This window comes from Enterobacter cloacae complex sp. GF14B (assembly GCF_004136805.1).
GTDB classification, from domain to species: Bacteria; Pseudomonadota; Gammaproteobacteria; order Enterobacterales; family Enterobacteriaceae; genus Enterobacter; species Enterobacter hormaechei_C.
The window spans coordinates 1-21,388 of sequence record NZ_QFRV01000063.1 but is presented as its reverse complement, the minus strand read 5'-3'; the positions used below and the strand labels follow the sequence as shown (position 1 = coordinate 21,388).

Genomic DNA, 21,388 nt, shown 5'->3' with positions numbered 1-21,388 from the left:
ATGAATAAAGTGAAGACAATGAATATTGCGCTGATCGGGTATGGTTTTGTGGGTAAGACGTTCCATGCCCCGCTGATCCAGTCCGTTGACGGCCTGAAGCTGGCGGTGATCTCATCCCGGGATGAAGAGAAAGTGAAACGCGATCTGCCGGACGTGCTCGTTGTCGCCACGCCGGAAGAGGCCATTCAGCACCCGGATATCGATCTGGTGGTTATCGCCTCCCCTAACGCGACCCATGCGCCGCTGGCCACCCTGGCGCTCAATGCCGGCAAGCATGTGGTAGTAGATAAGCCGTTCACGCTGGATATGCAGGAAGCGCGGGATCTGATTGCGCTGGCTGAAGAAAAACAGCGGCTGCTTTCTGTCTTCCATAACCGCCGCTGGGACAGCGATTTTCTCGGCATTAAGCAGGTGATTGCGCAAGGCAGCATCGGCAAGGTGAAACATTTTGAGTCGCATATCGATCGTTTCCGCCCGGAGGTTCGCGTGCGCTGGAGAGAGCAAAACGTTCCCGGCAGCGGCCTGTGGTTCGACTTAGGCCCGCACATGATTGACCAGACGCTACAGCTTTTTGGTCTGCCGCAGTCGGTACAGGGCAACATCGCCACCCTGCGTGACGGCGCGGAGATTAACGACTGGGCGCACGTGGTGCTGAATTATCCGGAACACAAAGTGGTCCTCCATTGCAGCATGCTGGTGGCGGGCGGCGTATCCCGCTTTACCATTCACGGTGACAAGGCTAGCGTGGTGAAAGCGCGCATCGATCAGCAGGAAGCCCAGCTGCTGGCAGGCGTCATTCCGGGTAGTGAACGCTGGGGTGAAGACAGCGACGCTATGGTGCTGCTTAATGCCCAGGGTGAAGCCAGCGCTATCCCTGCGCCAAAAGGCGACCAGCGGCAGTACTATATAAACGTGCGCGATGCCCTGAACGGCAAGATTGACAACCCGGTCCCGCCGGTGGAAGCCCTGGCGGTGATGGCGGTGCTGGAAGCGGCGGTAAAATCTTCAGAAACGGGTACAACTCAGGAACTGGACTTAACGGCGCAGGAGCGCGCGCAACTGCAATAAGCCGCAAAAAAATGCCCTGCGGGTTCGCAGGGCATTATCGGTTACTGACGCTTTTTTGGCATCATCCGCAGCAGCGTGTTGTCTTTCCAGAAATAGTGATGCATCAGCGCGGCAAAGGCGTGCAAACCAATCACGAAATATCCCAGATTCGCCAGCGTCACGTGCCACGCTTTTAGCGTATCCACCAGGTCAAAATTCCCCTCCGCCGCATGCGGCATCGTCAGGCCAAACGCAAACCAGTCATTTCCCCGGTTATACATCATCACCATGCCGATCAGCGGCAGCGCAATGAACAGCAGGTAGATAACCAGATGCCCCAGATGGGACAGCCCGGTGATCATCGCTTTTGGTTTCGGTTGAATAGGCGGAGCCGGGAATTTGAGGCGGATAAGCAGGCGCGCCACCATCAGCACCAGGATGCTGATCCCGCAGGAAACGTGGATCATATTAATGAGCGGACGATCGCTTCGCGGGAACCATCCCCTGAACTCCATGGCGCAATAGGCCATAATAACTAACAGAAAAACCAGCCAGTGAATGCTGATTTGCAGACCCGTATATTTTGTGCGCATGTTGTTTCCCGATAAATAACCATTATCGCGCCAACATAACCACCTTTCCTGAAAATGTGAACCCCCTCGCATGGAGGGGGCTCCTGATTACGACTGTAAATAGACCACCTGCGTCTGCAAATACTCATTCAGACCGTGTTTACCATCTGCCCCGCCGATTCCGGATTTCCGCCAGCCCGCATGGAAGCCCTGCATCGCTTCAAAGTTTTCACGGTTAATGTAGGTCTCGCCGAACTTAAGCCCCTTAATGGCTTTCATGGCGACGTTCAGGTCCTGCGTATAAACAGACGAGGTTAAACCGTAGTCGCAGTCGTTGGCCATGTTCAGGGCCTCTTCCAGGGTGTCGAAAGCCACCACCGGCAGCACCGGGCCAAAGGTCTCTTCGTGCATGATGGCCATATCCTGACGCACGTCCAGCAGCAGCGTTGGGGGATAAAAATACCCTTTACCTTCTGCCGCTTTACCGCCAAGGACCACTTTGGCCCCCTCCTGCACCGCGCGCGCCACCTTCTGCTCCACGCGCTCCAGCGCGGCGGCGTTGATCAGCGGCCCCATGGCAATATCCGTTCGCTCAGCCGGATTGCCAAACTGGACGGTTTTCATTGCCTCGCCCAGACGATTCACAAAGCGGTCGTAGATCCCCTTCTGGACATAGACACGTTCCGCGCAGTTACACACCTGCCCGGTATTGATGACGCGTGAATCCACAATGGCCTTCACGGCCAGCTCAAGATCGGCATCGTCCATCACGATGGCCGGGGCTTTACCGCCCAGCTCCAGCCCCACTTTGGTGATGTTTTTCGCAGCCGCAGCCATGATCTTTTCACCTGCCCCGACGCTGCCGGTCATGCTGACCATCGCCACTTTCGGATTCCCGGCCAGCTCCTGTCCGACGGTTTCACCCCGGCCCAGCACCAGGTTAAAGACGCCTTTCGGCAGGCCAATCTCATCGACGATTTTGGCAAACGCAATGGCGTTGTTTGGGGTAAATTCGCTCGGTTTGATAACGATGGTGTTGCCGGTGATCAGCGCGGGAGCAAGCTTACGGGCAATCAGGAAGAATGGAAAGTTCCACGGCAGAATGCCGGTGGTGACGCCAAGGGCACGCTTAAACACCAGAATATTCTCGCCCGGACGGTCGCTCTGAATGATTTCCCCTTCATACCGGCGCGCCCACTCGGCCATATAGTCGATATAGTCAGCGGTAAAGTTCACTTCCACTTCCGCCAGCTGCTGGATCTTGCCGCCTTCGGCCACAATCAACGCGCTGATTTCACTGACGCGCTCGCGGATCCCGGCGGAAATTTTGCGTAGCCAGCTGGCGCGTTCAATGGCTGGCAGCGCCTCCCAGCCAGCCTGCGCGCGCTCTGCCGCGTCAATGGCTTTGCGGGCGTCCTCGGCGGTGCCGTCGGGAATACGGGAAATGACCTCTTCCGTGGCCGGATTGATCACGTCAATCCATGCATCACCCTGCCAGGCAACAAACTGTCCATCAATATACATAGGATGTTGTACGGGTACTGTCATAACCTGCTCCTGTAATCACACTGTTTTTAACAAGTAAACTTATTGTTAAAAACTATAATTACCGGGGCAATTGCCTACTCTATGAGTCTGTTTTTGTGAGATATCTCATAAAAGATACGGGGCAGCCCGTTTCCAAAATCACAAATCGGCAACAAAGGCTGCCCGTTTGCGTAAAAGATGGCGCAAACGGGCAAGAGCATTACAGCAGAGAACGGCTCACCAGCGCGTCGGTGAGAATGACGTCGTTTCGCAGGATCTGCCACGCGGCGTCCACGTCGGCAGGGATATCGACATGGGCAATGAAATCACGTCCCGCCGGACCGTAGCCGTTGATGTCGTCCCTGAGTCGCGGAAATTCACCCAGCACCAGCGACAGGTAACGTTCTACCGGCCATAACCCCTCGGCCGGGCCGCTAAACACCAGACCGTCGTCGCTGTTTTGCAGCACGGGCGTCAGGCCGGGATGACTCACCCATGCGGGCGCTGCGGCCTCGTCGCGGCATACGCGGGCAAACGTAGCCATTGTGCGCCGCTGCATCGTCGGGTCCTGCACCACCAGCACCCGGGCGGCGTTCAGTCCGGATTGTTTCATCAACGCCCGGCTGAAGCGGGCGTTTTCACCACAGTTGGTCGACTGATCCTCAACGTGAAGATGCTCAGCCGGAATGTTCCAGAATTCACGGGCGATGTCGGCCAGAATAGCTGCCTCAGCCCGCCCGGTGGTGGGTATCCTGTTATAGCGGGGGTGTTTCGCAATCGCGGCGTAGAGGAAGGTCGTCGAGTGACCGATCCCGCCGCTGATGATCAGAGGAACACCCTGTTCAGCCGCGTTTTTACAGGCAGCATCAATCGCGGGGACCACCGCATTACCCGCCAGAATCACCAGATCAACGGGCTGATTGTCCTGATAGTCGTCCTGAGCAAGCCACGCCCCAACGGTATTCACGGCGTCGAGGGTTGGGCCAGGCAGACAGGGGAAAAGTGCCATTGTCATCGTTACCTCCTTACAGCATACAGAGCCATCGATTATCCCCCTTTCTGCGCGTCATGCTATGGCATGAATGCTGAAAAAACGGGCTGGAACGTTCTCAAAAAGCACTCACATTTGATTAACTTGAGAAAATCGTATTCACTTGAATTATGATTTGCGTCAGCCTTAGAATCATTAGCCCGCTCACAATTCAACATTTTGAAAGGTAAACCACGTTATGCGCCTGCCCCAACGCGACCCTTATGCTCCTCGCGAGTGGCAGCCACACGAGAAACCCGCCCTGCTGGGTTCCCCTTCCACCCCGGAACATCCAACCCCAAAACGGATCGCCTATGGCGTGGTCGGCCTGCTGGTATGTCTGACCGGGGCGCTGGGTAACGCGGTCGTCACCGCTAATCTGCAAAATCTGCAAGGCACTTTTGGCGCCTGGTCGACTGAAATCGCCTGGTTGCCTGCCGTCTATGTCATGACCAACGTTTCCATCAACCTGCTGCTGGTAAAGTTTCGCCAGCAGTACGGTTTGCGCGCCTTTACGGAAGGCTTCCTGGTGCTGTATGTGCTGGTCACCTTTTTCCACCTGTTTGTGAACGATCTTAGCTCGGCGCTGATGGTAAGGGCGGCACACGGGATGGTCGCCGCCGCGCTCAGCTCGCTCGGCATTTATTACCAGATCCAGGCCTGGCCCGCAAAGCATCGACTGAAGGCGCTGACCATTGGCATTACCGGGTCGTCGCTGGCGATCCCGCTGGCGCGGCTGTTCTCCACCGAGCTGTTACAGCTTGATGAGTGGCGCGGGCTGTACTTCTTCGAGCTGGGTCTGGCCCTGATCTCCCTGGCCTGCGTGATGGTGCTAAAGCTGCCGCCGGGCGATCGGCGCAAAGTCTTCGAGAAGAAAGATTTCATTACCTTTTTTTTGCTTGCGCCCGGCATGGCGCTGCTATGCGCGGTTCTGTCGTTAGGGCGTCTGGACTGGTGGTTTGAAGCGCCGTGGATCGGCTGGGCGCTGGCCCTCTCGCTGGTGCTGATTGTCTCTGCGATCGTGTTTGAACATAACCGCAGCAACCCGCTGCTTAATACCCGTTGGCTGTCCAGCGGCAGCATCGTACGCCTGGGGCTGATTATGCTGCTGATCCGCATCGTACTGGCGGAGCAGAACACGGGCGTCATCGGCTGGCTGCAATATGTGGGCCTACAGAATGAACAGATGACCCATCTGGCGTGGGCTATTTTCGCCGGGATCGTCTGCGGTATCGTCACCAGCTGTCTGACGATTAAGCCCACTAAACTGGCCTGGCCGATAATCACCTCGCTGGTGCTGATGATCGTCGCCTCGCTGCTGGACAGCCAGTCCAACAACCTGACCCGGCCGGATCAGCTTATTTTCAGCCAGTTCCTGCTGGGCTTCGGCAGCGCTTTCTTCCTCGCGCCTGCGATGCTGGCCGCCATTGGCGGGGTGATCGCCGACCCGCGCAACCTGGTCAGCTTTTCCGTGATGTTTGGCATGAGTCAGAACCTTGGGGGTCTGCTGGGTTCCGCGATCCTCGGCACCTTCCAGACCTGGCGCGAGAAGTACCATTCCAGCCTGCTGGCTGACCAGCTCACCACCCTTAACCCGCTGGTGAACGAACGTATTCAGCTTTACACCCAGATGTACAAAAGCCTGATTGGCGACAGTTCCCTGCTGGGAACCCAGGCCATTACCCAGCTCCAGACGGTGACGGCGCTTGAGGCAAATATTCTGGCTTACAACGATACTTATCTCCTGACGGCGAGCATTGCCACTGCCACGCTGGTCTGGATTTTATGGCGCTTGCTGCGCCTGCGCATCACCGCCCGTATGGCCCTTAAGAACGCCACTGGCAACAAGTAATGACTATTTTTCAGGAGAGGTTATGAGTCAGCAGGATGCCGCCAAAGAGCAGGCCAACACCCGTAAAAACGTGCGCGTCGTGTCCATTTTCACCGCCGCGGCTATCGGCATTGTCGGGGTACTGGTGATCCTTTATGCCTGGCAGCTGCCCCCGTTCACGCGTCATGCCCAGTTTACCGATAACGCCTACGTGCGCGGCCAGACTACGTTCATCAGTCCTCAGGTAAACGGCTACATTACCGAGGTCCATGTTCAGGATTTCGCGCAGGTTAAAAAAGGCGAGCTGCTGTTGCAGATAGATGACCGTATCTATCGCCAGCGCGTCCATCAGGCCGAGGCGCAGCTGGCAATGAAAATTGCAGCTCTTAATAACAACCTGCAACAGCGCAGAAGTGCGGAAGCGGTGATTGCCAAAAACGAGGCGGCGCTGAAAAACGCCCGTGCCCAAAGTCTGAAAACCCAGGCGGATTTGAAACGCGTGAAAGAGCTGACCGCGGACGGCTCCCTTTCCATTCGCGAGCGCGATTCGGCACTGGCCAGTGCCGCCCAGGGGAGCGCCGATATCGACCAGGCGAAAGCAACGCTTGAGATGTCGCGTCAGGATTTACAAACGGTTATCGTCAATCGCGGCTCGCTGGAGGCCGACGTTGAGAATGCAAAAGCCGCGCTGGAGCTGGCGCAGATCGATCTGCAAAACACCCGGATTGTCGCGCCGCGTGATGGTCAGCTCGGGCAGATTGCAGTGCGTCTGGGGGCGTACGTCGCCGCCGGGACGCACCTTACCACGCTGGTCCCGCCGCAGCACTGGGTGATCGCCAATATCAAAGAGACGCAGCTGGCGAATTTACGCGTCGGACAGCCGGTGAAATTCACCGTCGATGCCTTAAACGATAAAGCCTATCAGGGCCGCGTGGAGAGCATATCCCCGGCCACAGGCGTCGAGTTCAGCGCTATCACCCCGGATAACGCCACGGGCAACTTTGTTAAAATCGCCCAGCGCATCCCGGTACGCATTGAAGTACTCGGTGAGCCGGAGGCGTACCGGCTGCTGCGCCCTGGCATGTCGGTGCAGGTGACCATCGACACGCGGGAGGCGAAACAATGACGCTTCGCCCGATAGCCGGCCTGCTGATGATGGCTATCCTGGCGGGATGCCAGTCGGTTGACGTTGAGCCCGCCAAATCGTCCCTGCACATACCGGCCCAGTGGCGCGCGACGTCGGGGCCAGCCAGCCCGACAGAGCAGCTCTGGTGGCGAAATTTTCACGACAGCAATCTGAACCGCTATGTGGATCAGGCGCTGAAGAACAACAGCGACGTGCTGATTGCACGCGAGCGGATTAACGAGTACCAGGCCCGGGTGTTCGCCGCCGACGGCAGTCTGTTCCCGTCGCTTGACGCGGGCGTGACCGGGACGCGCGCGCGCTCGCAGTCCGCCGCCACGGGGCTTCCGGTATACGGTACGTTGTACAAAGGCAGCCTGACCGCCAGCTACGACGTGGATATCTGGGGCGTAAACCGTAGCACCTCCCGTGCCGCTGAAGCATCGCTGGAGGCACAAAAGGCGGCGGCAGCGGCGGCTGATCTTACCGTCGCATCATCGGTGGCCTCCGGGTATGTCACCCTGCTGTCGCTGGATGAACAGCTTCGCGTTACCCAATCCACGCTGAAGTCGCGTGAAGAGGCGTTCAATCTCGCCAAACGACAATTTGAGACGGGATACAGCTCTCGCCTTGAGCTGATGCAATCGGATTCTGAGCTGCGCGCCACCCGCGCCCAGGTTCCACTGCTTCAGCACCAGATTGCACAGCAGGAAAATGCGCTTAGCCTGCTGCTGGGCAGCAACCCGGGTGACGTTGCGCGCGGTGAAAGCTTTGATGCCCTGACGCCGCTGAAACTGCCCTCCCAGCTGCCGTCGACACTACTCAACCGGCGCCCGGATATCGTTCAGGCGGAACGTCAGCTGATTGCGGCAGACGCGACGCTGGCGGCATCGCGCGCCAGCCTGCTGCCGTCGATCAACCTCACGGCCACGGGATCGGTGCAGGATCGCACGCTGTCGGGATTGCTGGATAACCCCCTACAGCTCTGGAGCGTGGGCGGCAGTATTCTTGCGCCGCTGCTGAACCGTCAGGCGCTGAATGCGCAGGTGGATATCTCCCAGTCCCAGCGGAATCAGGCTCTGTATAGCTACGAAAAAACCGTGCGTAACGCGTTTGCTGAGGTGAATGACAGCCTTGATGCCATCACCCGCTATCAGGAACAGCTTACCGAGCTGCTGGCACAGCAGGCGGTCGCGCAGGAGACGCTGCGGATTGCGCAAAACCGCTACCGCAACGGGTACTCTTCTTATCTGGATGTGCTCGATGCGCAGCGCACGCTGTTCTCGGTGCAGACCAGCGTGGTACAGGTGAAAAACAACCTGCTGCTGGCGCAAGTTGATTTGTATAAAGCGCTGGGCGGCGGTTGGAGCAGTGCGTGAAAACATGCCGGGTGGCGCTGCGCCTTACCCGGCCCACATGCTCTCCCGTAGGCCCGGTAAGCGCAGCGCCACCGGGCAACGGTTTTAGCCGGAGATCTGCTCCATCGCCTGCAAGATACGCTTATCCGAAATCGGATACGGCGTACCGAGCTGCTGGGCGAAGAAGCTGACGCGCAGCTCCTCGATCATCCAGCGGATCTCCCGCACGTCGTCGTCATCGCGACGCGCTGGCGGCAGTTTGTTGAGCCACTGCTGCCACGCCTGCTGCACGTTTTCGACTTTCAGCATCTGCGCGCGATCGCGATGCGGATCGACCGCCATTTTCTCCAGACGCTTCTCAATCGCCTGCAAATAACGCAGCGTATCGCCCAGACGCTTAAAGCCGTTGCCGGTTACAAAGCCGCGATACACCAGCCCCGCCATCTGCGCCTTCACGTCCGACAGCCCCAGGGCCATGGTCATATCCACCCGACCCTTCAGGCGCTTGTTGATATTGAACACGGCGGTAAGGATCTGCTCGACCTGTTTGGCAATCTCCACCACGGTGTCGTTCAGCTCCGCGCGCACCTTTTCATGAAGCTGAGCAAAGCCCTCTTCCGTCCAGACCGGACCGCCCGCCTCGTGGATCAGCTTATCCACACCGCAGGAGATGCAGTCGTCGATCAGATCCAGCACCTTACCGTACGGGTTAAAGTAGAGCCCCAGCTTGGCTTTGTTCGGCAGCTTCTCGTGCAGATACTTAATCGGCGACGGGATGTTAAGCAGAAGCAGTCGACGCAGCCCGCGCCACATCATCTGCTGTTGTTCTTGCGGATTGTCAAAGAGCTTAATCGCCACGCTGTCGCGCTCATCAACCAGCGCGGGCCAGGCTTTGACCTTATAGTTCCCGCGCTTCTGCTCATAGCTTTCCGGAAGCTGACCAAAGCTCCAGATGTGCAGCCCGCTCTGCTCGATACCGTCGTCCGCCACGGCAGACAGGGTTTCCTGCACTTTGCCCTTCAGGGCGTCCTTCAGTTCCGAAAGCGAGCGGCCTTCCAGCAGCTTTTTGTTTTTATCGTCCACCACGCGGAAGGTGATTTTCAGGTGATCGGGCACCTGATCCCAGTTCCAGTCGTCGCGGTCGATGGTGGTCCCGGTCATGCGTCGGAACTCACGCTCCAGCGCGTCCAGCAGCGGCAGCTCCAGCGGCGTGACGCGGCCCAAAAACGCTTCGGCGTAGTTCGGCGCCGGCACAAAGTTACGCCGCACCGGTTTAGGCAGGGATTTGATTAACGCAATGACCAGCTCGCGGCGCAGGCCGGGAATTTGCCACTCAAACCCGCTCTCGTCGACCTGGTTTAACAGCGGCAGCGGAATATGAACGGTCACGCCGTCCGCGTCGGCCCCTGGCTCAAACTGATAGGTCAGACGCAGCTTGAGGTTGCCCTGATGCCAGAAGTTCGGGTAGTCGAGCTTGCTGACCGACTCCGCGCCCTCTTTGATCAGCATGCTCTTTTCAAAGTTGAGCAGGTCCGGGGTCTCTTTGCTGGCTTTCTTCCACCAGCTGTCGAAATGGCGCGCCGAGATCACATCGTGGCTGATGCGCTGGTCGTAAAACTCAAACAGCGTCTCGTCGTCCACCAGAATGTCGCGGCGGCGGGACTTGTGCTCAAGCTCTTCCACCTCGGCGCGCAGCTTCAGGTTTTCGCGGAAGAACGCATGACGCGTCTGCCAGTCGCCCTCCACCAGCGCATGGCGGATAAACAGCTCGCGACTCAGCGCCGGATCGATCTGGCTGTAGTTAACCTTACGCGCGGCCACCACCGGCAGGCCGTAGACGGTGACTTTTTCCGTCGCCATCACCGCGCCCTGCCCGCGCTCCCAGTGCGGCTCGCTGTATGAGCGTTTCAGCAGGTGCTGCGCCACCGGCTCAACCCACTCCGGATCGATACGCGCGGCGATACGCCCCCACAGACGGCTGGTTTCCACCAGCTCGGCGACCATGGTCCACTTCGGCGGCTTTTTAAACAACCCGGAGCCCGGGAAGATGGAGAAACGCGCGTTGCGTGCGCCGGTAAATTCCTGTTTATCCGCATCCTTCATCCCGATATGGGACAGCAGGCCGGTCAGCAAGGCGATATGAATTTCGCGGTACTCCGCCGGTTCACTGTTGACCGGAATGCCCAGCTCTTTTACCACCTGGCGCAGCTGGGTATAGATATCCTGCCACTCGCGCACGCGCAGGTAGTTGAGGAAATCCACCCGGCACTGACGGCGGAACTGATTTGAAGAGAGCGTTTTTTGCTGCTCGCCCAGGTAGTTCCACAGATTCACAAAGGCCAGGAAATCAGACTCTTTATCGTGGAAGCGACGGTGTTTTTCATCCGACGCCTGCTGCTTGTCCATTGGGCGCTCGCGCGGATCCTGAATGGAGAGCGCCGAGGTGATGATCATCGCCTCGCGCACGCAGCCGTGTTTTTGCGCCTCCAGCACCATGCGCGCCAGACGCGGGTCGACCGGCAACTGGCTAAGCTGGCGGCCCAATGGCGTTAGCTTGTAGGCCGTCGCCTGCTCGTCGGTGGTGATGGCCCCCAGCTCTTCCAGCAGGCGCACCCCGTCCTGAATATTGCGTTTATCCGGCGCTTCCACAAACGGGAAGGCGGCGATATCGCCCAGCCCCAGCGCGGTCATTTGCAGGATAACGGATGCCAGGTTGGTCCGCAGAATTTCCGGATCGGTAAACTCCGGGCGCGACAGGAAATCGTCTTCCGAATAAAGACGAATACAGATCCCTTCCGACACGCGGCCGCAGCGGCCCTTACGCTGATTAGCCGACGCCTGGGAAACCGGCTCAATCGGCAGGCGCTGAACTTTGGTTCGGTAGCTGTAGCGGCTGATGCGCGCCGTACCCGGGTCGATCACGTATTTAATGCCCGGCACGGTGAGCGAGGTTTCGGCCACGTTGGTCGCCAGCACGATGCGGCGTCCGCTGTGCGGCTGGAACACGCGGTTCTGCTCACTGTTCGACAGGCGCGCGTACAGCGGCAGGATCTCGGTATGGCGCAGATCGCGTTTGCTGAGCGCATCGGCGGTATCGCGGATCTCGCGCTCGCCGCTCATGAAGATCAGAATGTCGCCAGAACTCTCGTTGCCCAGCTCGTCGACGGCATCGAAGATGGCCTGAAGCTGGTCGCGCTCGGTATCGTCCGCCTCTTCCACAATCGGGCGATAGCGCACTTCAACCGGGTAGGTTCGGCCTGAGACTTCAATGATCGGCGCATTGTTGAAATGTTTTGAGAAACGCTCCGGGTCAATGGTCGCAGAGGTGATGATGATTTTCAGATCCGGACGCCGGGGCAGCAGCTCTTTCAGGTAGCCGAGCAGGAAGTCGATGTTCAGGCTGCGCTCGTGCGCTTCATCGATGATGATGGTGTCGTACTGCATCAGCAGACGATCCTGCTGGATTTCCGCCAGCAGGATACCGTCTGTCATCAGCTTAACCATGGTGTTATCGCTGACGTGGTCGCTGAATCGCACCTTGTAGCCGATGCAGCCGCCCGGCTCCGTTTGCAGCTCTTCCGCAATACGGTTCGCCACGGTGCGCGCCGCCAGACGACGCGGCTGGGTGTGACCGATCAGCCCTTTCAACCCGCGGCCCAGCTCCATGCAGATTTTCGGCAACTGGGTGGTTTTACCTGAACCGGTTTCCCCCGCGACGATCACCACCTGGTGGTCGCGTACGGCCTCAAGAATGTCCTGTTTCTTCTGGCTGACGGGCAGGTTTTCCGGATAGGTAATCTCCGGGCGTGCGGCTTCACGCAGCACAACTTTCCCTGCCGCCTGTTCAATCTCTTTGGCCATTTCCTGGTAAATGGCCTGTTGTGCATCAGGATTTTTAACCTTCTTAACGCCGTGCAGACGGCGCGCAAACCGATGTTTATCGCGCAGCATCAGTGAATCAAGCTTTTGCATCAGCATGGAGAAGGTCAATTTTTGGTGTTCTGTCATAGCGTTAACGGGCAGTGCACTGCCGGATAAAATCTCTTTTTAATGATTGCTATAGAGTACCACATCAGCGCTTTGCGCGCCTTATTCAAAAAATTCGAACATAGGCTTCGATATATTGCGCTATCCCTGTGGCAGGATTGTGAATAAAGTGTCAACAAGCAACGGGGCAACCCCCTCAATCAAATACAAAACAGGAATTTCCCATGAGCAAAGTATTAGTGTTGAAATCCAGTATTCTGGCAGGGTATTCACAGTCTGGTCAGCTGTCTGACTATTTCGTTGAACAGTGGCGTGAACAGCACAGCGCGGATGAAATCACCGTGCGTGACCTGGCAGCAAACCCAATTCCTGTGCTGGACGGCGAGCTGGTTGGCGCGCTGCGTCCGAGCGATGCGACTCTTACCCCGCGTCAGCAGGAAGCCCTGGCGCTTTCCGACGAGCTGATTGCTGAATTGCAGGCGCACGACGTTATCGTGATCAACGCCCCAATGTACAACTTCAACATTCCTACCCAGCTGAAGAACTACTTCGACCTGGTGGCGCGCGCTGGCGTAACCTTCCGTTACACCGAGAACGGCCCGGAAGGTCTGGTAAAAGGTAAACGCGCTATCGTCCTGACCAGCCGCGGCGGTATTCACAAAGATACCCCAACCGACCTGGTGGCGCCGTACATGACGCTGTTCCTCGGCTTCATCGGCATTACCGACGTGAACTTTGTGTTCGCTGAAGGTATCGCTTACGGCCCGGAAGTGGCTACCAAAGCGCAGTCCGACGCGAAAGCCGCTATCGACAGCCTGGTCGCTGCCTAAGATCTCCCCCTCTCACCGCCCGGTGGGAGGGTTTTTCTTTTCCTGCATATTTCGTTATCATCCGCACCCACTCTCCAGCCCGGCGGCCTGATGTCTGTCATTATCGATACGTTTATTGCACCACCCTGTCACGACGACATTGAGATCCTCTGGCAGGACGAGCATCTGCTGCTGATCAACAAACCTTCCGGTCTGCTCAGCCTGTCGGGGAAAAATCCGCAAAACCGTGATTCCGTTCACCATCGTCTGGTGCAAACCTTTCCCGGCTGCACGCTGGTGCATCGTCTTGATTTTGGCACTTCGGGTCTGATGGTCATTGCACGTAACAAAGCGATTAACGCCGCGCTTTGCCACCAGTTCAGCCAGCGCGCCGTGAGCAAGGTTTACACCGCCCTGTTGTGCGGACATGTGGAACAGGACGAAGGGACGGTGGATGCCCCGATTGCCAAAGATCCGGCGCTGTTTCCGCTGATGACGATCTGTGCCCGCACAGGTAAGCCCGCTCGCTCCCGCTATCGGGTGATGGAACGTATTTATCAGGATACGACAATGCCATTGACGCGGGTAGAGCTTACCCCGGAGACCGGGCGCACCCACCAGCTGCGCATTCACTGCCAGCAGTTAGGCCACCCGATTCTGGGGTGCGATCTGTATGGTGGTCTGGAATGGCCGGGCGCGGAAGAAACGCCCCGGCTGATGCTGCATGCCAGCGTTCTGAATTTTATTCATCCGCTGAGCGGCGAGACGATAAACGCCTGTCACGCCGCGCCATTCTGAGCGGGGATTACCACATTAAATCGTCAGGGATTTTAAAGTCTGCGTACGGATCGTCTTCGTCCTGCTCTTCCTGACTCAGCGCGCTGTTAAGCACAATGCTGTCCGCATCGCGTTGGGCAATTTTATCCGCCACCACCGCCGGGATAATCGCGTAATCACAGTCGCCCTTCGCATTAATCACCAGTCGGGCAATCGCCAGACGGCCGTTGATCAGCTGGGTTTGCGTCTGCTTATCGACCTCGATTTTTTTGATCAGGTTGCCGTCGGTAAAGTTAAAGGTAATGTTGCCCTTCGCCACGGTGATGCGGTTCATCTCAATCAGCTGCTTCACCTGCGCCCTGAACTCTTTTGCCAGCACCGCCTGTTTTTGCTGTTCGCTCAGCTGCTTATCACGCTCCAGCTGGGCTTTCTTGTTCTCTTCAACAGCCTCTCTCGCCTCGCGAGCCTGGACGCGGGATTTTTTCGCCGTGCGCTGGACCTTGGCCATCTTTTTACTGCTGACTAAGCCCGCTTTCAGCATCTGCTCTTGTAGGGTGAGTTTTGTCATGTTCGTTTAAACCGGTTGGAAATGTCGGGGGATTATACCTGAATCGCGCAGTTCATGAAGAACCCTCATGTTGCAGTGAAATTAAGTCACTTCCCCTGCGCCAGGGGCTCAGGCATAAATTATGCATTGATAACGTTCCGGCAACATGAACTTAGGATGCATAACCAAATGAGTCAGGCTTTCACATTTACCCTTAAGCGCAGTTGCTTTGATGAAAATTATAACCCGTCAGAAAACACGCGTACCACCACCAACTTCGCCAACCTGGCGCGTGGCGAGAAGCGTCAGGAGAACCTGCGCAACACGCTGGTGATGATCAACAACCGCTTTAACGCGCTGGCGAGCTGGGATAACCCGAAAGCTGACCGCTATGCCGTCGAGCTGGAGATTATTTCAGTCGATATGAATATCGGCGGCGATTTTACTTTCCCGGCCATCGAAATTCTGCAAACGACAATCGTGGATAAAAAAACCCACGAGCGCATCGAAGGCATCGTCGGAAATAACTTCTCATCGTATGTTCGTGACTATGATTTCAGCGTCCTGCTGCTGGAGCATAATAAAGATCAACCCCGTTTTACCCTCCCCGAGAATTTTGGCGAGCTGCACGGCAATATCTTTAAAAGCTTCGTTCATTCTGAGGAATATCAGGCGAACTTCAAAAAAGCGCCGGTGATCTGCCTGAGCGTCTCCAGCAAAGACACCTATCGTCGTACCGGTAACCACCACCCGGTGCTGGGGTATGAGTACCAGCCGGACGGCGAGTCGCTAACGGAACAGTACTTCGCGAAGATGGGCCTGAAGGTTCGCTATTTCATGCCGGAAAACAGCGTCGCGCCTTTCGCCTTCTTCTTCACCGGCGATTTACTGCGTGATTACACCAATCTGGAGCTGATCGGCACCATCAGCACCATGGAGACGTTCCAGAAGATCTATCGACCGGAAATTTACAATGCCAATTCCGCTGCGGGACAGTGCTATCAGCCCGACCTGAATCAGCAGGATCACTCATTAACAAAAATCGTCTATGACCGTGAAGAGCGCAGCCGGCTGGCCATTGAACAGGGGAAATATACCGAAGAGCGGTTTATCAAACCCTACAAAACCCTTCTTGAGCAGTGGTCTCATCACTTCACGCTTTCATTTAATACGGATAAAAGGTTCTTCTCATGAAAACATTGCTCCCGACATCGACGGCTGGCAGCCTGCCGAAACCCACCTGGCTTGCGCAGCCGGAAACGCTCTGGTCGCCGTGGAAACTCCAGGACGAGGAATTACTTGCAGGGAAACAGGATGCGCTACGTTTGTCTCTGGATGAACAGATTCGCGCCGGGATTGATATCGTCAGCGACGGGGAACAAACTCGCCAGCATTTCGTCACCACCTTTATTGAACATCTCAGCGGCGTGGATTTTGAGAACCGTCAGACGGTACGCATCCGTAACCGTTACGATGCGAGCGTGCCGACCGTGGTAGACGCGGTGGCGCGTCAGAAACCGGTGTTTGTTGACGACGCGAAATACCTGCGCCAGCTGACGGACAAGCCGATCAAGTGGGCGCTGCCCGGCCCGATGACCATGATCGACACGCTATACGATGCTCACTATAAAAGCCGTGAAAAGCTGGCCTGGGAGTTCGCAAAAATCCTTAATCAGGAAGCCCGCGAGCTGGAGGCGGCCGGTGTCGACATTATTCAGTTCGATGAACCTGCCTTTAACGTCTTTTTCGACGAGGTGAATGACTGGGGCATTGCCGCGCTGGAGCGCGCCATTGAAGGACTGAAATGCGAAACCGCGGTACATATCTGTTACGGGTACGGCATCAAAGCCAATACGGACTGGAAAAAGACGCTCGGCTCCGAGTGGCGCCAGTATGAAGAGGCGTTTCCTAAGTTGCAGACCTCAAAGATCGATATTATCTCGCTGGAGTGCCACAACTCGCGCGTGCCGATGGATCTGCTGGAGCTTATCCGTGGTAAAAAAGTGATGGTCGGGGCAATTGACGTCGCCACCCAGACCATCGAAACGCCTGAAGAGGTCGCCGATACGCTGCGTAAGGCGTTGCAGTTTGTTGATGCAGACAAGCTCTATCCGTCCACCAACTGCGGTATGGCTCCCCTTTCCCGCCAGGTCGCCAACGGTAAGCTGAAGGCGTTAAGCGCCGGGGCTGACATTATCCGTCGCGAGCTTGCCCGCTAACCTTCAGGTTTGCCAGTACAGCGGCGTACCGAATCGCTCAATATAGTAATCAATCACCGCCCTGACGTTCAGGGGCGGATGACGCGCGTTCGGGTAAATCGCCGCAATCGTCAATGGCTCCGTATTAATTGAACACTCCATTTCCGGCAGCAGTGCCACCAGCTCACCGCTTTTGAGTCGTTCGCTCACCATCCAGTCCGGGAAAAGCACAACGCCCATACCGCCCAGCGCCGCAATCAGGAGCGTTTCCGCGTTATTAGAAGTCATCAGCGGTACGATGGGATAGTGAACCCACGCCTCGCCCGGCTGTCGGATCAGCCAGCGGTTAGGCCCGGACGAGCCGCGGTAAACCAGACAGTGGTGACGGCTGAGATCGTCCGGCCCCTCGGGTGCGCCATGTTTTTGCAGATAGTCCGGCGAGGCCGCCAGATGGTAGAACTGCTGCCCGAACACCCGGGCGTGAAACGAGGAGTCCGTCAGCGCGCCGATGCGGAAGATAACGTCCGCGGCGTCACGGTGCGGATCGATAAAATCGTCGGTGAGGGTCAGTTCAATGGAGAGACGAGGGTAACGCGCCAGAAGCCCCGGCAGGCCAGGCGCGATGTGCCTCTGTCCGAAAAAGACCGGGCCATTGATACGCAGCGTGCCCGACGGCTCGCGGGCGCGTTCATCCAACTCGCGTCGCGCGTCCTCCATATTCCCGGCCATCGCCCTGGCATAGCGCACAAAAAGATGCCCGCTCTCTGTGGGCATAATCGCCCGCGTGTTGCGGTAGAAAAGCTGTTGCCCGAGGGCGTCCTCAAGCTGGTGGATCACGCGTGAGACCTGCGACGCAGAAATCCCTTCCCGCCTCGCCACCACGGAGAAATTCTGCGTTTCATAAACGTCGATGAAGATCAGCAGCGCGCGAATGCTGATATGTCCGGCATCCATCATTAATGCATTTCCTGCACAGGTGTTTCCTGCATTATGGCATTTTTCTCAATGATGCTCAGACGTAATCTTCTCCGCCTGGAAAAAGGAGAAAAAGCGTTATGCACATTATTTTAATTTTACTGGTGATTGCCGGTGGCATGGGGCTGTCCGTGGAAGCCGGGCTGCTGGGGCCGCTGGGCGCAGAGGTGGGCGACCTGTGGGCGGCGTTCAGCATATTTAGCGTGGGAACGGGGCTAACGTTTCTGCTGATGCTGTTTTTCAGCCCCCGCAACAGTCCCTCATTTTTTGCGCAGCCTTCATGGCACCTGTTGGGCGGCGTGCTCGGCCCGGTTTACGTCATCATTCTCACCATTGCCACGCCTGCGATCGGCATTGCCATGACGATGATCGGCATTCTGGCAGGCCAGGTTTTTAAAAGCCTGATTATCGACCACTATGGCCTGCTGGGTACGCCGCACCGCAGGATCGATACAAAACGCATTATTGCGCTGGGATTTATCATCGCCGCGCTCATTCTCGTGGCGCAGGGGTAACGTTATGACAGTGATTATGATTATTCTGGCGGTGATTGGCGGCGCAACGCTGAGCATTCAGGCTGCCATTAACGGGCAATTAGGCAGCAGCGTGGGGGTATTTAAAAGCGCGTTTCTGACTTTTTCCGTCGGCGCGCTGGTGACCGCCCTGCTGATCTTCTTTTTTGAGCCGAAACAGGCGGTCAGCCTGATGGATGTACCCAAATGGCAGCTTCTGGGCGCCCTCTGCGGCGTGCCCTATATCGTGATTATGGTGCTCGCGGTGCAGCGCATCGGGACCGCTGTTGCCACGGTAGCGGTTATCCTGGGCCAGCTGGCCATGAGCATGCTGATTGATAACTTTGGCTGGCTGAACAATGAAGCCATTCCGTTTTCAGTGAGCCGTTTCGGGGCCGTCGTCTGCCTGAGTATTGCGCTCTTCTTCATTTACTCAAGCAGTAAACTTCAGCCCGAAGAGAATTAACCGCCCTCTTTGCGGGTAAAGAACAGCGTCACCGTGGCGACGGTGACGCCAAATTTCTTCATCTCCGTTTTATTGAACAGACGGGTGCTGTCCTGCAAATACATCCAGTCATCAAAGTGCAGCAGCCAGGTTTTGCCGTCCGCCTTCACGTTCATGCTGTAGCGCCAGTTAAGGGCATTGCCCGCCGCCTGGCCTGTCGCGACACCTTCTATGTCACCCGCCGTGCCTTCATAGCGATTCTGCCCAACGCGGCGGATATGCCAGACGCGCTGCTGCTTTTCGCCGTCATCGTAGACAAAATGCTCGTTCAGGGTCAGCGTATCGCCGATAACATCCCCGGCGATCTCGACGTGAAAACGGCGGATCTGCTTACCGCTGCGATCCTGCACCATCCCCCACGCCTCGGTTTTCCCCTGGAAGTAAGTAAAAATATCAAGCCGTGGCTGCTGCTGACGATACTCTGTCACCTCGGTGCTACATCCGGCCACCAGCATCGTCAGGGCAAGCGCCACTAGCAGGAAACGTTTCATTGTGCTCCTCCAGTTAACTGCTGACGCAGTTCAGGATATTCGGTGCGGGGATCGAGCCATATCGCCAGAAAGCGTGAGCTAAACGCTGCCGTCTGGCGTGGCCCGAGTGGCGTAAATTTTTTCTGCGACGCCGTGGGGCGATACCAGAATTGTCCCTGGCCGTTATTAACCACAAACGCGAGCTGCGTGCCGGGCGTGACGTCGGGCCAGAGCGTGGACAGCATGCGTAGCCAGGCTTCACTCTGCGGCTCCTGCTGCAAAATGCCCTGCGCCTGCCACTGGTCGCGGGTCGCCTCGACCAGGTCGTCACCATCGATGTCCCGGGCATAGGTGATAATCAGCGCATTATCGCCGTCTAATCCTGTATAGCTGCCGTCGGGCGTCAGAAGCTGAGAGGTATAGACGGTAAACGGCCCCCAGGTGAGGGTGGCGTCACCCACCTTGCGCCAGCTCAGCCAGTCTGCCGCCTGCACGGTACAGGTGAAGACGGATAACGCGAGCATCAGTACCAGATTTCTCATTGTTGTCTCCCCATCAACAGGTGGAAAAACAGCATCAGCACCAGCCAGCCGGGGAACATCCAGCTGACGACGATAAAGGTCGGCTCCTGAAACGTAATGGCCCCAAGATGCTCGCCGATCAGGTAGGCTACCGGTCCGCCCAGAGTCGCCAGCACCGTCAGCAACCATCCTGGCAAGGTGGTCGTGCGGGTCAGGTGCGTCCAGACGGTGGCAAACATTAGCCACAGCGCCACCATCCATAGCGGCATCAGGGACGCGCCCGTGAACGCAATCAGCCCCGTCAGCGCCCAGAGGGCGTCCAGCAGCGCACCCGACGCCGCCAGCACAAGGGCGTATACCCGGTGTGATGGCGGTAATAACAGCCAGGCAAGCACCGCCAGCGCGATCCAGATGACCAGCCCCTGCTCGCGAAACAGCACCACCAGCGTCCAGTAGAGATCAAAACCGATGGCCAACAGAAATACCTGCCCGTAACGCTTCATACGCGTTCCGCAGTCAGCTGCACCACGCTGATGGTGCGGGCATTAAACCCGGCTTCACAGTAGCCGAGGTAGTACAGCCACATCCGCCGGAAACGGTCATCAAACCCGAGCTTTTCAATCTCCTGCCAGGCGTGAACGAAACGCTGACGCCAGTGCGCCAACGTGCGGGCGTAGTCCGGCCCCATATCGAAGAGATTACGCACCACAAAATCGGTATGGCGGGTCATCAGTTCATTCATGGCGGTGATGCTGGGCAAAAAGCCGCCGGGGAAGATGTAGCGCTGAATAAAATCGACGCTTTTGCTGTAGTCGCGATAGCGCTGATCCTGAATGGTGATGGCCTGAATCGCCATCCGCCCGCCTGGACGCAGACGCGCCTGACAGGTACGGAAAAACGTTGGCAGGTAGCGTTGGCCGACGGCTTCGATCATCTCAACCGAGACCAGTTTGTCGTAAACCCCGGTCAGATCGCGGTAGTCGCAAAGCAGCACCTCAACGCGATCCTGCAACCCTGCCCGGGCGATCCGCGCGGTGGCCCAGTGGTACTGCTCCTGCGACAGCGTGGTGGTGGTCACCCGACAGCCGTAGTGACGGGCGGCGTATTCCGCCATCGCCCCCCAGCCGGTGCCAATCTCCAGCAGATGATCGTTTGCCGTGAGCGCCAGCTGGTCGCACAGCCTGGCCATTTTCGCCTGCTGAGCCGCGTTCAAATCCTGCTCGTCCCCGTTAAACAGCGCGCTGGAGTACAGCAGGTCTTCATCAAGGAAATGGGCGTAGAAGGCGTTGCCCAGATCGTAATGGGCGGCAATATTTTCACGCGCCTGAGCGCGGGAGTTGCGCCGCATCCAGTGCCGTAGCCGCTCCACCGGTTTCCCGAGCAGGCGAAACCCTTTTTCCAGTTGCCCGAGGATTTGGCTATTACGTGCAATCAGCTCCAGCAGCGGCGTCAGGTGGGGCGTCTCCCAGTCGCCATCCATCCACGCTTGTGCCGCGGCGAGGCTGCCCCCGGTTAAAATGCGCCAGTAGACGCCCGGAGCAAGTACCTGCACCTCAGCATGAAGCGCGGCGGAGGCGTCGCCGAACTGGAACGTCTGCG

At 57.4% G+C, this 21,388-nt stretch carries 20 protein-coding genes; 10 read left to right on the top strand and 10 right to left on the bottom strand.

Features of this window, described 5'->3' with window-relative positions; translation table 11 throughout:
* A complete protein-coding gene (locus DD606_RS18185; protein WP_032658359.1) occupies nt 1-1,068 on the top strand; it encodes an oxidoreductase in 1,068 nt (355 codons plus the stop codon).
* Between the two features lie 41 nt (nt 1,069-1,109).
* Here DD606_RS18185 and cybB read toward each other — a convergent pair whose 3' ends face one another.
* From cybB to DD606_RS18170, 3 genes are all read right to left on the bottom strand, one after another.
* Entirely contained in the window at nt 1,110-1,640 is a 531-nt protein-coding gene (gene cybB / locus DD606_RS18180; RefSeq protein ID WP_003857288.1) for a cytochrome b561, read from the bottom strand.
* 87 nt (nt 1,641-1,727) lie between these two features.
* Nucleotides 1,728-3,167 (bottom strand): aldehyde dehydrogenase, encoded by a 1,440-nt coding sequence (gene aldA / locus DD606_RS18175; protein WP_129258958.1) that lies wholly within the window; start codon nt 3,165-3,167, stop codon nt 1,728-1,730.
* A gap of 199 nt (nt 3,168-3,366) precedes the next feature.
* The gene (locus DD606_RS18170; RefSeq protein ID WP_023314110.1) at nt 3,367-4,161 is read right to left on the bottom strand and encodes a YdcF family protein; all 795 of its coding nucleotides are present in this window, start codon (nt 4,159-4,161) and stop codon (nt 3,367-3,369) included.
* Nucleotides 4,162-4,381: 220 nt separating this feature from the next.
* Here DD606_RS18170 and DD606_RS18165 point away from each other — a divergent pair, with 220 nt between their 5' ends.
* From DD606_RS18165 to DD606_RS18155, 3 genes are read left to right on the top strand one after another with little or no spacing between them, the layout of a single operon-like run.
* Nucleotides 4,382-6,028 (top strand): MFS transporter, encoded by a 1,647-nt coding sequence (locus DD606_RS18165; protein WP_086532031.1) that lies wholly within the window; start codon nt 4,382-4,384, stop codon nt 6,026-6,028.
* A gap of 22 nt (nt 6,029-6,050) precedes the next feature.
* Nucleotides 6,051-7,133, top strand: coding sequence for an HlyD family secretion protein (locus tag DD606_RS18160; RefSeq protein WP_003857294.1), 1,083 nt, complete (start codon nt 6,051-6,053; stop codon nt 7,131-7,133).
* Complete coding sequence (locus DD606_RS18155; RefSeq protein WP_003857295.1) at nt 7,130-8,509, top strand: efflux transporter outer membrane subunit; 1,380 nt, start codon at nt 7,130-7,132, stop codon at nt 8,507-8,509. The genes DD606_RS18160 and DD606_RS18155 overlap by 4 nt, the downstream gene beginning before the upstream one ends.
* A gap of 84 nt (nt 8,510-8,593) precedes the next feature.
* Here DD606_RS18155 and hrpA read toward each other — a convergent pair whose 3' ends face one another.
* Nucleotides 8,594-12,496: an ATP-dependent RNA helicase HrpA gene (gene hrpA / locus DD606_RS18150; protein WP_129258956.1), complete on the bottom strand. Its 3,903-nt coding sequence runs from the start codon at nt 12,494-12,496 to the stop codon at nt 8,594-8,596.
* A gap of 203 nt (nt 12,497-12,699) precedes the next feature.
* Between hrpA and azoR the strand changes: the two genes are divergently transcribed.
* Together azoR and DD606_RS18140 are read left to right on the top strand one after the other, a co-directional pair.
* The gene (azoR, locus tag DD606_RS18145) at nt 12,700-13,305 is read left to right on the top strand and encodes an FMN-dependent NADH-azoreductase (protein ID WP_126297286.1); all 606 of its coding nucleotides are present in this window, start codon (nt 12,700-12,702) and stop codon (nt 13,303-13,305) included.
* 90 nt (nt 13,306-13,395) lie between these two features.
* Nucleotides 13,396-14,082: an RluA family pseudouridine synthase gene (locus DD606_RS18140; protein ID WP_045336212.1), complete on the top strand. Its 687-nt coding sequence runs from the start codon at nt 13,396-13,398 to the stop codon at nt 14,080-14,082.
* Nucleotides 14,083-14,089: 7 nt separating this feature from the next.
* Here DD606_RS18140 and DD606_RS18135 read toward each other — a convergent pair whose 3' ends face one another.
* Nucleotides 14,090-14,629, bottom strand: a complete 540-nt coding sequence (locus DD606_RS18135) for a DUF2058 domain-containing protein (RefSeq protein WP_003857300.1) — start codon at nt 14,627-14,629, stop codon at nt 14,090-14,092.
* A 168-nt stretch (nt 14,630-14,797) separates the two neighbouring features.
* On the opposite strand from DD606_RS18135, the gene DD606_RS18130 reads away from it, so the two are divergent.
* Nucleotides 14,798-15,802, top strand: a complete 1,005-nt coding sequence (locus DD606_RS18130; RefSeq protein ID WP_022651153.1) for a DUF1852 domain-containing protein — start codon at nt 14,798-14,800, stop codon at nt 15,800-15,802.
* A complete protein-coding gene (locus DD606_RS18125; protein ID WP_003857302.1) occupies nt 15,799-16,827 on the top strand; it encodes a methionine synthase in 1,029 nt (342 codons plus the stop codon). The genes DD606_RS18130 and DD606_RS18125 overlap by 4 nt, the downstream gene beginning before the upstream one ends.
* 3 nt (nt 16,828-16,830) lie before the next feature.
* Here the strand turns inward: DD606_RS18125 and DD606_RS18120 are convergent, their stop codons facing one another.
* Nucleotides 16,831-17,763 (bottom strand): LysR family transcriptional regulator, encoded by a 933-nt coding sequence (locus DD606_RS18120; RefSeq protein ID WP_023303693.1) that lies wholly within the window; start codon nt 17,761-17,763, stop codon nt 16,831-16,833.
* 98 nt (nt 17,764-17,861) lie between these two features.
* Between DD606_RS18120 and DD606_RS18115 the strand changes: the two genes are divergently transcribed.
* Together DD606_RS18115 and DD606_RS18110 are read left to right on the top strand one after the other, a co-directional pair.
* Complete coding sequence (locus DD606_RS18115; protein WP_003857304.1) at nt 17,862-18,296, top strand: DMT family transporter; 435 nt, start codon at nt 17,862-17,864, stop codon at nt 18,294-18,296.
* A 4-nt stretch (nt 18,297-18,300) separates the two neighbouring features.
* Entirely contained in the window at nt 18,301-18,759 is a 459-nt protein-coding gene (locus DD606_RS18110; protein WP_023314104.1) for a DMT family transporter, read from the top strand.
* On the opposite strand, the gene DD606_RS18105 is transcribed toward DD606_RS18110, so the two are convergent.
* From DD606_RS18105 to DD606_RS18090, 4 genes are all read right to left on the bottom strand, one after another.
* Complete coding sequence (locus DD606_RS18105; protein WP_023314103.1) at nt 18,756-19,289, bottom strand: DUF3833 domain-containing protein; 534 nt, start codon at nt 19,287-19,289, stop codon at nt 18,756-18,758. The two genes, DD606_RS18110 and DD606_RS18105, sit on opposite strands and share 4 nt — an antisense overlap.
* Entirely contained in the window at nt 19,286-19,810 is a 525-nt protein-coding gene (locus DD606_RS18100; RefSeq protein ID WP_023314102.1) for a hypothetical protein, read from the bottom strand. Before DD606_RS18100 ends, DD606_RS18105 begins: the two co-directional genes overlap by 4 nt.
* Nucleotides 19,807-20,292 carry a DUF2878 domain-containing protein gene (locus DD606_RS18095; RefSeq protein ID WP_003857308.1) on the bottom strand — a complete coding sequence of 162 codons (486 nt, stop codon included), beginning with the start codon at nt 20,290-20,292 and terminating at the stop codon, nt 19,807-19,809. Before DD606_RS18095 ends, DD606_RS18100 begins: the two co-directional genes overlap by 4 nt.
* On the bottom strand, nt 20,289-21,388 hold a 1,100-nt coding region (locus DD606_RS18090; protein ID WP_139158324.1), incomplete at its 5' end, for a cyclopropane-fatty-acyl-phospholipid synthase family protein. The genes DD606_RS18090 and DD606_RS18095, both read right to left, overlap by 4 nt.

What these genes read in the sequence shown, in the direction of transcription:
- DD606_RS18185 (WP_032658359.1), top strand. Translation starts at nt 1, where the DNA reads ATGAATAAAGTGAAGACAATGAATATTGCGCTGATCGGGTATGGTTTT.
- DD606_RS18160 (WP_003857294.1), top strand. Translation starts at nt 6,051, where the DNA reads ATGAGTCAGCAGGATGCCGCCAAAGAGCAGGCCAACACCCGTAAAAAC.
- DD606_RS18140 (WP_045336212.1), top strand. Translation starts at nt 13,396, where the DNA reads ATGTCTGTCATTATCGATACGTTTATTGCACCACCCTGTCACGACGAC.
- DD606_RS18135 (WP_003857300.1), bottom strand. Translation starts at nt 14,629, where the DNA reads ATGACAAAACTCACCCTACAAGAGCAGATGCTGAAAGCGGGCTTAGTC.
- aldA (WP_129258958.1), bottom strand. Translation starts at nt 3,167, where the DNA reads ATGACAGTACCCGTACAACATCCTATGTATATTGATGGACAGTTTGTT.
- cybB (WP_003857288.1), bottom strand. Translation starts at nt 1,640, where the DNA reads ATGCGCACAAAATATACGGGTCTGCAAATCAGCATTCACTGGCTGGTT.
- DD606_RS18125 (WP_003857302.1), top strand. Translation starts at nt 15,799, where the DNA reads ATGAAAACATTGCTCCCGACATCGACGGCTGGCAGCCTGCCGAAACCC.
- DD606_RS18155 (WP_003857295.1), top strand. Translation starts at nt 7,130, where the DNA reads ATGACGCTTCGCCCGATAGCCGGCCTGCTGATGATGGCTATCCTGGCG.
- hrpA (WP_129258956.1), bottom strand. Translation starts at nt 12,496, where the DNA reads ATGACAGAACACCAAAAATTGACCTTCTCCATGCTGATGCAAAAGCTT.
- DD606_RS18130 (WP_022651153.1), top strand. Translation starts at nt 14,798, where the DNA reads ATGAGTCAGGCTTTCACATTTACCCTTAAGCGCAGTTGCTTTGATGAA.
- DD606_RS18170 (WP_023314110.1), bottom strand. Translation starts at nt 4,161, where the DNA reads ATGACAATGGCACTTTTCCCCTGTCTGCCTGGCCCAACCCTCGACGCC.
- azoR (WP_126297286.1), top strand. Translation starts at nt 12,700, where the DNA reads ATGAGCAAAGTATTAGTGTTGAAATCCAGTATTCTGGCAGGGTATTCA.
- DD606_RS18115 (WP_003857304.1), top strand. Translation starts at nt 17,862, where the DNA reads ATGCACATTATTTTAATTTTACTGGTGATTGCCGGTGGCATGGGGCTG.
- DD606_RS18105 (WP_023314103.1), bottom strand. Translation starts at nt 19,289, where the DNA reads ATGAAACGTTTCCTGCTAGTGGCGCTTGCCCTGACGATGCTGGTGGCC.
- DD606_RS18120 (WP_023303693.1), bottom strand. Translation starts at nt 17,763, where the DNA reads ATGATGGATGCCGGACATATCAGCATTCGCGCGCTGCTGATCTTCATC.
- DD606_RS18100 (WP_023314102.1), bottom strand. Translation starts at nt 19,810, where the DNA reads ATGAGAAATCTGGTACTGATGCTCGCGTTATCCGTCTTCACCTGTACC.
- DD606_RS18110 (WP_023314104.1), top strand. Translation starts at nt 18,301, where the DNA reads ATGACAGTGATTATGATTATTCTGGCGGTGATTGGCGGCGCAACGCTG.
- DD606_RS18095 (WP_003857308.1), bottom strand. Translation starts at nt 20,292, where the DNA reads ATGAAGCGTTACGGGCAGGTATTTCTGTTGGCCATCGGTTTTGATCTC.